General features: G+C 64.9%; 11 protein-coding genes. 4 read left to right on the top strand and 7 right to left on the bottom strand.

Features of this window, described 5'->3' with window-relative positions; translation table 11 throughout:
• Positions 1–151: 151 nt before the first annotated feature.
• Entirely contained in the window at positions 152–2,137 is a 1,986-nt protein-coding gene (locus QQZ18_RS04140; RefSeq protein ID WP_284538844.1) for a DUF4139 domain-containing protein, read from the top strand.
• A gap of 49 nt (positions 2,138–2,186) precedes the next feature.
• On the opposite strand, the gene QQZ18_RS04135 is transcribed toward QQZ18_RS04140, so the two are convergent.
• The 5 genes from QQZ18_RS04135 to QQZ18_RS04115 form a co-directional block, all read right to left on the bottom strand.
• Positions 2,187–3,275 (bottom strand): ABC transporter ATP-binding protein, encoded by a 1,089-nt coding sequence (locus QQZ18_RS04135; RefSeq protein WP_284538162.1) that lies wholly within the window; start codon positions 3,273–3,275, stop codon positions 2,187–2,189.
• A 30-nt stretch (positions 3,276–3,305) separates the two neighbouring features.
• Positions 3,306–3,968: a class II aldolase/adducin family protein gene (locus QQZ18_RS04130; RefSeq protein ID WP_284538160.1), complete on the bottom strand. Its 663-nt coding sequence runs from the start codon at positions 3,966–3,968 to the stop codon at positions 3,306–3,308.
• 38 nt (positions 3,969–4,006) lie between these two features.
• On the bottom strand, positions 4,007–4,837 hold the full coding sequence (locus QQZ18_RS04125) for a carbohydrate ABC transporter permease (RefSeq protein WP_284538158.1): 831 nt from the start codon (positions 4,835–4,837) through the stop codon (positions 4,007–4,009).
• Positions 4,837–5,760: a carbohydrate ABC transporter permease gene (locus tag QQZ18_RS04120; protein ID WP_284538156.1), complete on the bottom strand. Its 924-nt coding sequence runs from the start codon at positions 5,758–5,760 to the stop codon at positions 4,837–4,839. The genes QQZ18_RS04125 and QQZ18_RS04120 overlap by 1 nt, the downstream gene beginning before the upstream one ends.
• A 109-nt stretch (positions 5,761–5,869) precedes the next feature.
• Entirely contained in the window at positions 5,870–7,198 is a 1,329-nt protein-coding gene (locus QQZ18_RS04115) for an ABC transporter substrate-binding protein (protein WP_284538154.1), read from the bottom strand.
• A 246-nt stretch (positions 7,199–7,444) separates the two neighbouring features.
• On the opposite strand from QQZ18_RS04115, the gene QQZ18_RS04110 reads away from it, so the two are divergent.
• Both QQZ18_RS04110 and QQZ18_RS04105 read left to right on the top strand, forming a co-directional pair.
• Positions 7,445–8,335 (top strand): MurR/RpiR family transcriptional regulator, encoded by an 891-nt coding sequence (locus QQZ18_RS04110; protein WP_284538152.1) that lies wholly within the window; start codon positions 7,445–7,447, stop codon positions 8,333–8,335.
• 31 nt (positions 8,336–8,366) lie between these two features.
• Entirely contained in the window at positions 8,367–9,881 is a 1,515-nt protein-coding gene (locus tag QQZ18_RS04105; RefSeq protein ID WP_284538150.1) for an FGGY-family carbohydrate kinase, read from the top strand.
• A 127-nt stretch (positions 9,882–10,008) separates the two neighbouring features.
• On the opposite strand, the gene QQZ18_RS04100 is transcribed toward QQZ18_RS04105, so the two are convergent.
• The gene (locus tag QQZ18_RS04100) at positions 10,009–11,091 is read right to left on the bottom strand and encodes a porin (protein ID WP_284538148.1); all 1,083 of its coding nucleotides are present in this window, start codon (positions 11,089–11,091) and stop codon (positions 10,009–10,011) included.
• Positions 11,092–11,853: 762 nt separating this feature from the next.
• On the opposite strand from QQZ18_RS04100, the gene radC reads away from it, so the two are divergent.
• Complete coding sequence (radC, locus tag QQZ18_RS04095) at positions 11,854–12,555, top strand: RadC family protein (RefSeq protein ID WP_284538842.1); 702 nt, start codon at positions 11,854–11,856, stop codon at positions 12,553–12,555.
• A gap of 82 nt (positions 12,556–12,637) precedes the next feature.
• Here the strand turns inward: radC and QQZ18_RS04090 are convergent, their stop codons facing one another.
• Positions 12,638–13,456 carry a PRC-barrel domain-containing protein gene (locus QQZ18_RS04090; RefSeq protein ID WP_284538146.1) on the bottom strand — a complete coding sequence of 273 codons (819 nt, stop codon included), beginning with the start codon at positions 13,454–13,456 and terminating at the stop codon, positions 12,638–12,640.
• Positions 13,457–13,481: the final 25 nt, after the last annotated feature.

Raw genomic sequence — 13,481 nt, 5'->3', positions numbered from 1 at the left:
CGACGGGCGATCCTGTCAAGCGCAGAAGCCCGGATTGCCTTCGGAAAAGCCGCAAGGCCGCCACAGGTCGGTCTTCGCGCCATCGCAATCCTCGGGCAGGATCGCCGCCATCGGATGCAACCGTGTCTCGGGGGAGATCAACGTGAAATCGATGCCGCTTGCCGCTGTGCTTTTTGCTGGCGTGTCGCCCTTTGCCTTCGCAACGACGGCGTTTTCCGCCGACAAGGTGGGCTCCGTCCTGTTGTCGTCGGGCGGTCTTGCCGAGATCGTCCGCACCGTCGACCTTGCCGATGGAGAGAATCGTCTGACGCTGGAGATTCCGGCCGATCAGGCCGACGACGTATTGAAAAGCCTCCTCGTCAGCGACCCCGGCGGCGCCATCGTTTCGGTGACCCTGGATGGCGCCAACTCCGTGTCCGAGGCCTTCAAGCGTCTGCCGCTGAAGCGCGAGGACCTCGCGTCCACCGCGACAATTGCCGCCGCCATGACCGGCTATGCCGCGACGATCGACGACGGCGCCGGGCGCAAGGCGAGCGGTGTCATCCTGGGCGTCGGCAAGGTCCCTCGCGCCACCGAGGGACAACCGATCGAACTGCCGGCGGTGACGCTGCGCCAGGATGACGGCAGCTTTGCCGAGGTGCTGCTTGGACCGGGCGCCAGCATCGTCTTTGCCGACAAGGACTTGCAGCGTCGGATCGACGCGGCGATCTCGGCGGTCGGCGCGGCGGCCGACACCAATTTCCGGACGCTTTCCATCGAAACGATGGGGAAGGGCGCTCGCACGGTTCGGCTCTCCTACGTGGTGGCGGCGCCGGTGTGGAAAGCAGCTTATCGCATCGTTCCGGCGGAGGGCGGCAAGTCGCGCGTCCAGGGATGGGCGGTGCTTGAAAACGGCAGCGGCGATGACTGGTCCGACGTGCAGCTGACGCTGTCCTCGGCCAACCCGGTGGCGCTCCGGCAGCGGCTTGTCGACATGTACTGGCGCGAGCGGCGCGAGGTGCCGCTGCTGTTGCCCGGCGGACCGGTCGATCTGCTGGTCGACGGGGCCGCTGCCGGTGGCGCTTTCAACGCGGCGGAAACGGAGTCCATGGCGGATTTGCCGGGCGAGGCGCCGCCCGACATGATGGCGATGCGGGCGCAGGCCATGCCGGCTCCGGCCGCGCCGTCGCGTGGGCAGGAGATGGTGTCCGTCGAGGGTGATATCGGCGTCTCGTTCACGCTGCCGCAGCCGGTCACGCTGAAGGCCGGAGCGACGCTGACGGTGCCGATCATCGATGCGGATCTCGACGCCGATGTGGTCTCGCTCTGGCGCGATGGCAGTGGCAGCGCGCCGCAGGCGGCCGTGTTCCTCTCGAACACCACCGGCAAGAGCGTGCCGCCCGGCATCTTCACCGTCTATGGCAAGAACGGATATCTCGGCGATGCGCAGGTGGCCGGCATTCCGCCGGGCGAGAAGCGTTTTGCCGCCTTCGCCGCCGATCCGAAGACGCGCATCATCAGCGAGCGGGACAGCAGGGAAACCATCGTCGGCCTTTCCGCGCGCGACGGCGTGCTGAACGTGAAGAAATCGCTCGCCTGGACGACCGTCTATCATGTCGCAGCACCGAAGGAGGAAGCGCGCGCCGTGATGATCGACCACGCGCGCATCGGCGGAACCGAGGTGATGAGCGATGGCGAGGTGGTATCCAGCGAGCCCGAGCGGCTGCGTCTACGGACCGACGTCGCCGCTGGTGCGACGAAGGATATTAGGGTGACGGAGACCCGTATCGACGCGGAGGCGGTCCATCTCTCCGATGCCCCTTCCGACACGCTGCTCTTCTATGCCTCGACCCGTGGCGCCGATCCGGCGATCATGGAAAAGCTGAAGGCGATCGCCGCCATCAAGACGCGGGTCGCCGATGCCGAACGTGGTATCGAGCGTGCCGAGCGGACCGTCGCGCGTCAGGCCGACGAGCAGGAGCGCATCCGCGCCAACCTCGCGGCCCTGCCGGAGACCTCGGACAGCGCCAAGTCCTATATCGCCAAGCTCGCGCGGAGCGAAAAGGCGATCGAGGAGGCCGAAGCCGAACGGACGGCTGAGCAAGCCAAAGCGGACCGGGAGAGAAAAGCCCTCGACGCGGCGATCGCCGCCTTCTGACAACGACAAAAAGGCCCGGTCCGTCCGGGCCTTTTCTCTGTCTCGCCGCTTAGGCTTGACGGCTGATCAGGCGGCCGTCCTCGGCAAACAGGTGGCAGAGCGTCGCGTCGAGACCCAGGCGGTGCGTGTTGCCGGGCATGGTGGCGACATTGCCGGGGATGGCGATGTTGAGCGTCAGGCCGTTCTCCGTCTCGCAGTTGACGATGGTTTGATCGCCATGCCGCTCGACGAACCCGACCTTGACGACGATGCCCCCCTCGGCGACGTCGAACCGGAGATCGTTGGGCCGGATTCCGAGCTTGAGGGGTGCGCCCTTGGTCACGGCCGTGTCGTCGACGGCGACGGCCAGCGGTGGCAGGTCGGGATGGGCGAGGCTGACCAGGCCGTCCGCCGCTTCACCGGCAACGACATCGATGATGTTCATCTTCGGCGAACCGATGAAGGTGGCAACGAACAGATTGCTGGGCCGGCCGTAGACGTCCATCGGATGGCCGACCTGCTGGATGCGGCCACGGTCGAGTACGACGATCTTGTCGGCCAGCGTCATGGCCTCCACCTGATCATGCGTCACGTAGATCATGGTGGCGCCGAGGCGCTGATGCAGCCGGGCCAGTTCCATGCGCATCTCGCCGCGCAGTGCCGCGTCGAGATTGGAGAGCGGCTCGTCGAACAGGAACACGTCGGGGTCGCGGACGATGGCCCGGCCGATGGCGACGCGCTGGCGTTGGCCGCCCGACAGGCGGGCCGGTCGGCGGTCGATCAGGTGCTCGATCTTGAGAACGCGGGCCGCCGCCATCACCCGCTGCTCCCGTTCGGCGGCCGACGTACCGTCGAGGGTCAGCGCAAAGCCCATGTTGTCGCGCACGCTCATGTGCGGATAGAGGGCGTAGGACTGGAAGACCATGGCGACGCCGCGCTTTGCCGGGTCGACGTCGGTGACCTCGCGGTCGCCGATCCACAAATGACCGCCGCTGACGTCCTCGAGGCCGGCGATCATCCGGAGCAGCGTCGATTTGCCGCAACCCGAGGGGCCGACGAAGACGACGAACTCGCCCTCGTCGATTCTGAGATCGAGACCCGCGATGACGGACAGCTCGCCGAAACGCTTGCTGATCCCCTGGAGCTCCACACTGGCCATATCCGGTCCTCTCCGCTGCCTGGCTCGGGCTTACTGGCTTCGCCCGTGGCTGCCGTAGGTGCTGGCGAAACCCTTGCGGCCGACTTCCTCGATCTGGGCCTCGGACAGGATGATCGGGCCACTGATCAGCAGCGAGTTGATGTACTGGTGGGCGATGGTTTCGAGCTCGATGGCCCGCCACATGGCGTCGGCCAGCGAGCGACCGGTGGCGATGGCGCCATGGTTGGCCAAGAGACAGGCCGAGCGCCCCTCCAGCGCCTTGAGGGCGTTGATCGACAGCTCCTTGGTGCCATAGGTGGCATAGTCGGCGACCCGCACGTCGGTGCCGCCGAAGGCGGCGATCATATAGTGGCAGGCCGGGATCGGTCGGCGCGCGATCGCCAGGCTGGTGCCGTAGAGCGGATGGGAGTGGACGATCGAGTTGACGTCGGGGCGCGCACGCATGATGTCGAAATGGAAGCGCCATTCGCTGGACGGCGGCCTGGGACCCTCATAGGCGCCGTACTCGCCGTCGAACGGTAGCCGGGCGATCTCTTCCGGCTGCATGACGTCGTAGGGGATCGACGTCGGCGTGATCAGCATGGCGTTGCCGACGCGGACGCTGATGTTGCCGGCGGTGCCCTGGTTGAGGCCGTTGGCATTCATCATCTGACAATGGGCGATGATGTCGCGACGGATGTCCAAGTCTTGCATAATGCTTTTGCTCACCTTTTCGAACTGAATGGATCCGCCTACTTCACGGCGCCGGCCGTCACGCCGGCGATGAACTGACGCTGAAGCACGAAGAAAACGACCATGATGGGGACGGCTGTGATCAGCACGCCGGCGCTGATCATGGCGTAGTTGAGGGTGTAGGTGCCGCCCTGCAGGTAGAACAGCCCGAGCGTCACCGTGCGCAGCGACGGGTCGTGCAGGATGATCAGCGGCAGTAGGAAGTCGTTCCAGGAGTACATGAACTGCAACGTCGCCAGTGTCATGGCGGGCGCGGTGGCAAGCGGCAGCACGACGCGCCTCAGCACCGTCACGTCGCCTGCGCCGTCGAGCCGCGCCGCCTCGATCAGGTCCTTGGGGATGCCGAGCAGGAACGAGCGCATCATGAAGATGCCGAACGGCAGGCCGACCGCCGCCTGCGCGAGCGACAGGCCCCACAGGCTGTTGAGCAGGCCGATGTCGCCCAGGTCGTGGAACAGCGCCACGATGATCGCTTGCAACGGCACGATCAGCCCGAGCAGGATGGCGGCCAGCACGTAGCGGGCGCCCGGCAGGCGACCGAACACCAGGCCGTAGGCCGCGAGCGTCGAAGCGACGACCACCATCAGCACGGTCGGTACCGCCACCTGCAGGCTGTTGAGATAGTAGGGACCGAAACGACCGTCGGTCCAGGCTTTGCCGATCTGGTCCCAGCGCCATGTGCCTGGCAGGGCCAGAGGATTGGCGAAGATCTCCGGATTGGTCTTGAAGGCCATCAGGGCGATCAAGCCGAGCGGAAAGACGGTGAGCAGGGCACCGGCGATCAGGACGCCGTGCAGGATCAGCGTGTTGCGTGTCTTCTGGCGTCGCATCACTCGCGCTCCCTCAGGGCCATCATGGCGAGCGAGGCGCCGGCAACGACCGTCGTCAGCATGACGGCAAGCGCCGCGCCGTAGCCGAGACTGCCGTTCATGAACGACTGCCAGTACATGTAGGTGGCGATCACCTCGCTGGCGTGGTCGGGGCCGCCCTTGGTCATGACGTAGACGATGTCGAACACCTTGAACGAGCCGATGATGCTCATCACCACGAGGAGCGTCACCTGGTCGGACAGGGCCGGCACGATGATCTTGCGGAAGCGGCGGAACGGTCCGGCGCCGTCGATGGTGGCCGCCTCGATCTGTTCGCGGTCGAGCGTCCTGAGGCCTTGCAGGAAGATGACGGCGCAGAAGCCGAAGAAGGTCCAGGCACCGGCCACCATGATGGCGGGCGTCACCGCATAGCGGTCTCCGAGCCAGCCGATGGCCAGCGAGCCGAGGCCGACGCTGCGCAGCAGGCGATTGAGGGGACCGATCAGCGGATTGTAGATGATGCCCCAGACCAGGCCGACGATGATCAGATTGAGCACCACCGGCGTGAAGAAGATGCCGGAGTAGATGCGCTGTCCGCGCTTGATGGCGGACAGCAGCACGGCAATGACGAGGCCGGTGGCCATCGGCAGCACGATCGAGGTCGCCACCCAGAAGAGATTGTTTCTGAGCGATATCCAAAAGATCGGATCGCCGAGAGCCTGTTTGTAGTTGGCCAGGCCGACGAAGACCTTTTCGGTCGATACGCCGTTCCAGGCGAACAGCGACAGACCGAACGTTTCGAAGAGCGGCTTCAGGACGAACGGTACGTAGAGCAAGGCTGCCGGTCCGAGAAAGATCAGGTATCGGATCGTCACTGCGAGCAGCCGGCCATTGCCCCGCCGCCGCGCCGTCGAAGCCGACTTTTGGTCGAGCCGTTCGGTCATCTGCCTCATCCGGTGTTGAAGTGCCGGCCGTTCGGGTCGGCTTCTGGTTTATGGCGCGCCGGCAGAGGAGTTGCCGGCGCGCCTGGTCGGCTCATCTCGGGGGGAGATGTCAATGAGCCTTCCAGATGCGGCCTTCCGCCTTGGCCTTCTCCCAAGCCTGTTCCATCTTGGCGGCGACGTCTTCGGGCGTCGATGATCCGTCGAGCAGCGACTGGGTGCCCGTCTTCATGGCGTCGTTCCACTCGGCGGGCATGACCACGTCGAGGTTGTAGGACAGCGGCAGGGTGGCGCCTTCGACCACGCGCTGCATCATCGGCGGCAGGTCGAGACCCTTGATGTCGATATCCTTGATCGGCGGTACGATGCTGGCTTCCTTCAGCCAGCGCTTGCCGGCGTCCTTGCTCATGATGAAGTCGAGGAAGTCCAAGGCCAGCTTCTTGTTGGCCGACTTCTCGGCAACGGCGAAGGTCGAACCGATGCCGGCCGCGGCACTGAGCGGCAGATCCGGCGAGGCCGACGGCAGCATGAAGAAGTCGATCTTCGAGGGATCGGCCACCTGGCCCATGATGTCGCCGACAAGCCAGGTCCCGGTGATGTTGGTGGTGGCGGCGCCATTGAAGAACAGGGCGTTGCCTTCGTCATAGGAAATGGCGTTGGGCGACGGCGGATAATAGCCGGCGGTGGCGTAGTCCTTGTAGAGCTTCCAGGCGTCGATGACCTTGGGGTCGTCCCAGCGGCCGTCGCCGAACAGAATCGTGTCGACCAGGTCCTTGCCGGCCGTCAGCGTCAGGAAATAGGAGAACAGATGGCCGCCGCGGCCCGGGTCGCGATTGCCGAAGGCGATCGGCACGATGCCCTTGGCCTTTGACGCCTCAAGGATGGCCTTGAAATCGTCGAGCGACTTGAGCGTCAGCAGTTCCGGGTGGTCCTTGTCGGCCACCAGCTTGTCCTTCATGCCGAGCTGGTCGAGCACGGCGAGATCGACGTAGACGTTGGTGTATTCGATCTCGTTGGGGACACCCCAGATCTTGTTGGCATAGGTGACGCGCTCGACCGGCCAGGCGACCAGCGACTTGTCCCAGCCACGCGCTGCGTATTCCTGGGTGAGATCGGCGACCAGGCCGGCCTCGATCAGTGGGCCGAGAAACGCCGGGCCGGCATCATAGTAGAACAGATCCGGTCCCTGGCCGGCGGCCAGCGCCGAAGGCAGCGTGGCGCGGATGGAATCCGTGTCGAGCACGTTGCGCTTGATCTCGACGCCGGGGTGGGCCTTCTCGAACTCGGCGACGAACTCGTTCATCAGCTTGTTCGGCTCTTCCGAAAAGAACTGATCCCATACATTGAGCACGGTGTTGCCGGCCAGCGATGGTCCTGCGGTCAGCGCGACGGAGAGCAGCGAAGAAGCCAGCAAGCCCGTCTTGAAAAGCGAAATTCCCATTGTTTCCTCCCTCGACCCGTTGGCGACAACGGCCTGACCGCCTCCCAACGGTTGATGAAACTTACGTACCGCATATCGTATCGTCAATACGATTCTTTGGGGGATTGCGAGAGCCACATAACCGAAGGAAAGTGCGCCTATGGTCGAGTAACCATCGTTGACTGCGGAATTGTGGTATCACTGATCTTTACATCGGTACGTTGTATCGGCATGTTGCGTGCCGCTACGACCGGAGCCTTCACGTCCATGAACACCAGCCATTCCGCCGACGACCCGATCAGCCGGCTACAGACCATCAGCAGCTTCTCCTCGACCGCCATCGAGCGACTCGCCCAGTTCGCCATCGAGCGGCGGGAAGACGTGCCGTCGATGGCCATCGGCGAGTTCGCGGAAGCGGCCGGCGCCAGCCAGACGACGGTGGTGCGCCTCTGCAAGGAGCTCGGCTACGCCGGCTACAAGGAATTCAGAATGGCCATGGCCGAAAGCCGTGGCACGCGGCGCAACGCCGACCTGCTCGGTCTCGACGTGCCGCTCGAAGCGTCCAGCGCCGACGACATCGACGTGCTGGCCATGCAGGTCATTCGCATCAACGCCGACATACTGGCCGATACTCTGAAGCTGATCGACACCGAGGCCATCCGCCGGGCCATCGACCTGATGCTGTCGTCGACCCAAATTCATCTGGTCGGCTTCGGCAGTTCTGCGCCGCTCGCCCTCGACATCTACCAGCGCCTGCTGCGTCTCGGCATCGCGGCTTCCTACGATTTCGATCCGCATATCGTCGCCACGATTGCTGCCACCGCCCCGCCTGGCTCGCTTCTGTTCGGCATCTCCTATTCCGGCACCACGCGCGATCTCGTGGAGACGCTGGAGATCGCCAAGGCCCATAAACTCAGGACGATCGTGCTGACCTCGTTCGCGGCCTCGCCGGCCGCCCATGTGGCCGACGTGACGCTTCTGTCGGCGTTGCGCAGCGCCGGCCGACCGACCGAGACCATTTCCTCGCGCATTTCGCAGTTGGCCATCGTCGACGTGTTGTTCGTCAGCCTGGCGCTGCGCCATCCGTGGAAGGCCGAGATGGTGGAGGCTGCCGAGCGGGCGCTCGACAGGAAGCGCATCAGTCGGTCGGAGATGTGAGGGCCGGCATAGGAAAGAGGGAGGATAGGACATGTCGCTGCTCGGGATCGACGTCGGCACCACCGGCTGCAAGGCGGTCGTGTTCGACGCCGCTGGCCGGCCGCTCGCCACGGCGCGGCGGGAATACGCCCTCGCCAACCCGCACGAGGGCTTCTGGGAGCTCGATCCGGAGCAGGTCTGGCAGCAGGTGTTATCGGCGATCCGCGAGATCACGGCGATTGCCGGCGCCAACGTGACGGCGCTGGCCATATCGGCTCTCGGCGAAGCGGTGCTGCCGGTCGATCGCGACGGTGTGCCGCTGGCCGGTGGCGCCATCAGCGCCGATCTGCGCGCCGCCGCCGAAATCGACGAACTGCGCGACAATCTCGGCGCCGCGACCATCTATGCCATCACCGGCCAGCCGGCCACCGCCTACTATAGCCTGCCCAAGATGATGTGGTGGCGCCGCAATGCCCCCGACCTCTACGCCCATACCTACAAGTTCGCCTGCTTCGGCGACTATGTGCTGATGCGTCTCGGCCTTGAGTCGACCATCGACGCCACGATGGCGGCGCGCACTCTCGCCTATGACATCAACCGCAACGACTGGTCCGAGGTGATGCTCGAAGCGGCCGGCATTGACGCCGACAAGTTGCCGACGGTGGTGGTGAGCGGCAGTTCCATTGGCCGGCTCGGCCGACGCGGCGCGGCGTTGACGGGGCTGTCGGCGGATGTCGAAGTGGTGGCCGGCGGCTTTGACCAGGCTTGCGCTGCTCTGGCGGCCGGCGTCGTCGCCGAGGGAAGCGGCTTCTACGGTCTCGGTACCACCGAGGCTCTGGCCTTGGCGATGCGGCATCCCAACCCTGCGCTCAGCCGGCTCAACGTCGCAGTCATTCCGCATGCCGTTCCTGGTGTTCTTCTGGGCATGAGCGGCAGCCAGACCGGCGGTCGCCTGCTGCGGTGGTGCCGTGACGAGCTGTGCGCCGAAGAACGACTGGCCGCCACGGCGCGCGGCATCGATGCCTATGACCTGATGCTGGCTGGCCTGACGGCGGACCCGGGTCCTCTGATGATTCTGCCGCATTTTGCCGGCAGCGGCAGCCTCGACAGTGACGCCGATGCGCTCGGCGCCATCCTTGGCCTGTCGTTCGACACCCGGCGCGCCGACATCGTCAAGGCCGTGCTCGAAGGCGTCACCTACGAGCAGGCGCTCAGTCTCTTGCATCTCGATGCCGAGGGGGTGAGTCCCGCCCGCCTCGCCGTGGTCGGAGGAGGCGCCCGCTCCGATCTCTGGATGCAGATCAAAGCCGATATCATTGGACGGCCCTTGGTTCGTCAGGAGATCTTCGACGCCTCCTGTCTGGGCGCCGCCCTGCTGGCCGGCATCGCTACTGGCGTCTATGCCTCGCCGCAGGCGGCGGTTGATGCGGTCAAGCGCCCGGCCAGCGTGTTCAAGCCGGACGAGCGGCGCCATGCATTGCACCAGCGGCGTCTCGCCGCCTACGGGAGGCTGCATGCCGATCTCGCCGAGCTCAACGCCCTGCTGAGAGCAACGACGGTGGCCTGAGGAGGCCCCATCTTCGGCGTTGGTCTGTCGTATCGATGAGCCGAGCCGCAGACATCGCCGCATTCCCATACCGACAGAAAAGACCCGGACGAGCCGGGCCTTTTCCTTGATGCTTCCGGAAAGGCGATTACCAGTTGCGGGTCAGCTTCAGCATGCCCGACCAGGAGTCGTCGAAGCCGGTGCCGGTGCCATTGCCGAAGTCGGCGCCGGAAACGCCGCCATCGCTGGTGTAGTTCACTTCCGCCGTCAGGATGAGATCCTTGGTGAAGGCGTAGTCGGCGCCGATCTGGGCCTTGTAGGCGGTGTCGGCCTTGTCCCAGAAGGCGCTGCCGATGCCGGCGTAGACGGCCAGGGCGTCGGTCGCCTGATACTTCAGGGCGGCGGCGGCGCCGAAGTAGCTGTCGTTATAGCGATCGAAGTCTTCGTACACACCGACCAGACGAGCGCTCAGCTTGTCGACGAGCTTGAGGTCGGCGGTGGCTTTGACGCCCCAGACGTCGTTGTTGGCGGCATCGAACGCCTGGTAGAAGGCCGACACGTCGGCTTTGCCCCAGGACTGATCGGCAATGCCGACGCGGCCGATGTACATCAGCTCCGCGCTGGTTCCGGTCGACCAGACGTTCGAGTTCCACTTGTCCTTGGCGGCCGTGTTGTCCCAGGTCGCGTCGGTGTGTGAGCTCTGGACGCCGGCGCCGACGTAGAAGCCGCCACCGAGCTTGTCGACCATGACGAGAGCGCCGGTCGTGCTCTGGTCGAAGGCGCCGTAGATCGCGCCGGTGTCGCCGTAGAACACATCGCCGTAGGCGTTGCCGAACTTGCCAACCGTCAGATAACCGACCTGAATGAAGGCGTCATCGGCGGTGATGGTGCCGTCGGCGCTGTCGAGCTTGACGCGGAAGAACGAACGGACGGTGCCGAGGTCCGAAGCCGTGCGGGCGTCGAAGGCGACGCGGGCATCGGTCTTGAAGCTGAGGCTATCCGCGCCGTTGGTGGTGGTGGCCTGGGAGTAGGCGATGCGAGCGCGAACGCGGCCGGACATCTGCAGGCAGGTTTCGGTGCCGGGGATGTAGAAGAAGCCGGCGCCGTAGGCGTCGCAAACCTTCACGTAGTCAACGGCGGTCGGAGCGGCTTCGCCGGGCAGGTCGGCGGCGTAGGCGCCGGAGGCAACCATCAGGCCGGCGGCGGTGCCGAGCAGCGTCTTCATATTCATTTCGCGGTCTCCAAAAAGATCGGAGGGAACCTTTCGTGCCGGTGACGACGGGAGTTCGTCACCGGCGGAGGCCGGTTCCCATGTTGTACCGCGGTGCCTCCGGCCACCCCAGCCCGATTGCATCCACGCGGCAGTGGGGCCGTGTTTCGGCAATCCCACGGCGCCGTGATGGACGACCTCGATATGACATTCAATGTCATAATTACTGACTCGCGGGGGATGATCTTGAATGGAAATCCATGTTGCATAATTGCAACTTCAAAAACAATATCCGGCTAAATATAAGATTTAATTAGTCGATTTCGGGATGTATGTTTGTAGTAATGCGTATTTCTGGTGTGTTACGTGGCTAAATAATACATGGATTATATGATTGGTGTGCGGCCACCATGAGGGGCGTGCATAGCCGCTCGGGATCGGTGGCGGCTGCGGGGCCGAAGCGTGCATGTCGCTGCCGGACGGCCTCGGGAGACGGAGCCACAACCCGGCGATCGGCATCCACCGCAGCGTCCCGTTGCTCCAGAGGTGGAGCTCCTTGGTCCGGCTGCGCCCGCTCGCGCCGCTCGCAAGGAGCCGCGCCACCGACGCTCGAGGCGTTGGCCGCCTGGAAATGACGATCCGCCCCGTGGATGGCGGGACACTGTCAGATCTACGTAACAGTTATGTTGCAGCTGTCCGGCCCGGACCATCTGGACCATGCGCTGCCTGCTGCGGGGCTCGTCAAATCTGTTAGGCTGGTCGCCGTTCACAACGGAATCGGCCATGGGCGAATCTCAGGACGGCAAACTCACTCAGCCGCATTACACGGGGCACCGGGAGCGGCTGCGCGAACGCTTCCGCGCTGGCGGGGATGAGGCGATCGCCGATTACGAGCTTCTGGAGCTCGTGTTGTTCCGGTCCATCCCGCGTCAGGACGTCAAGCCGCTCGCCAAGGCCCTGTTGGCTGCGTTCGGCTCGTTCGCCGAGGTCATCGGGGCATCTGAAGCCCGTCTCAGGACGGTGAAGGGGATCGGCGAGGCCACCATCCTCGACTTCAAGGTGGTGCATGCGGCTTCGCGGCGAATCGCCCGTTCGAGTGTGATGAACCGCCCGGTCCTGTCATCGTGGTCGGCTGTGATCGACTATTGCCGAACGGCCATGGCCTACGAGGATCGGGAGCAGTTCCGCATTCTGTTCCTCGACAAGAAGAACCAGATGATCGCCGACGAGGTACAGCAGACCGGCACGGTCGACCACACACCGGTCTACCCGCGCGAGGTGGTGAAGAGGGCGCTGGAACTTTCCGCCACTGCGGTGATTCTCGTCCACAACCACCCGTCCGGCGATCCTACGCCCTCGCGGGCCGACATCACCATGACAAAACAGGTGATCGACGCTGCGACGCCGCTCGGTATCGCCGTGCATGACCACATCATCATTGGCCGCGATGGGCACGCCAGCATGAAGGGTTTGCAACTGATCTGAGTTCTGCGCCCTGGTTTGAATGAAAATCGGCCCCCGCACGACTGGTCATGCGGGGGCCGTTTTGTCAGTTCAGAGCGTCATGTCAGGGCTGGGTTGCCGCCCGGACACCCTCGAACGCGGGCGCCTGTTCCAGCTGCTCGCGCGTCACGTTGAGGATGATGCGATCCGGAAGGCCGTCGTCGCCGATCGACGCGCCGCTTGCGGCGTTGTTAGCGGCCATGTCGCCGGTCGTCTGGTTGGTCGTGGTGCCATCCATGCCGGTCGTCGGAGCGGGGGCTGCGTCACCCGACACTGCGCCGGTGGCGCCCGTCGGATCGGGCAGGGCGCTCGAAGCGGCGTTGGCCTGGGCCTGCGTATCGCCCGGGCCAAGCTGCAGGGCGCCCATGTTGACGGCGACGTCCTTCTCGCCGATGCCCAGGAAACCGCCGACACCGATGATGACGGCGTTGACGCTACCATCCTGGCTGACGAGCACGTCCTTGATGTCGCCGATGCTCGCGCCATCCGAGCCATAGACGGCCTTGCCCTGGAGGTCGCTGACGCGCCAGGCGCCGGATTCGGGGACGGTCACGAAAGTCTCGGCCGAGGCCATCGATCCGGTGGTCGACTGGCCCGGAACCGTCGCGTTGCCGCTGTCCATGGCAGAGCTGCCGCTGTCCATGGTCGACCCGCTGTCGCTCGGCGAAGTCGGGCTGACGGAAGGAGTGGTCGAGTCCTGCTGGGTGGTGGAGGCGCCGCTGTTGTCGTTCGTGCCGGTGCCCGTGGTGGAGTTCATGTCATCGGCCGGCTGCATCTGGGATGTTCCCGTGGTGCCGTCGGAACTCGTACCCGTATCCTGGGCGACCGCGGCGAGCGGGAACGCGGCGGTGAGCAGAAGGACGGAGAGAAGACGTGTTTTCATGATCGAATCCCTTTCTGGGGTGGTT

Origin of the sequence: Pleomorphomonas sp. T1.2MG-36, assembly GCF_950100655.1 — a bacterium.
Taxonomy (GTDB): domain Bacteria; phylum Pseudomonadota; class Alphaproteobacteria; order Rhizobiales; family Pleomorphomonadaceae; genus Pleomorphomonas.
Note: the sequence above shows the minus strand (reverse complement) of the source record. Positions and strands in the feature narration are given on the sequence as shown.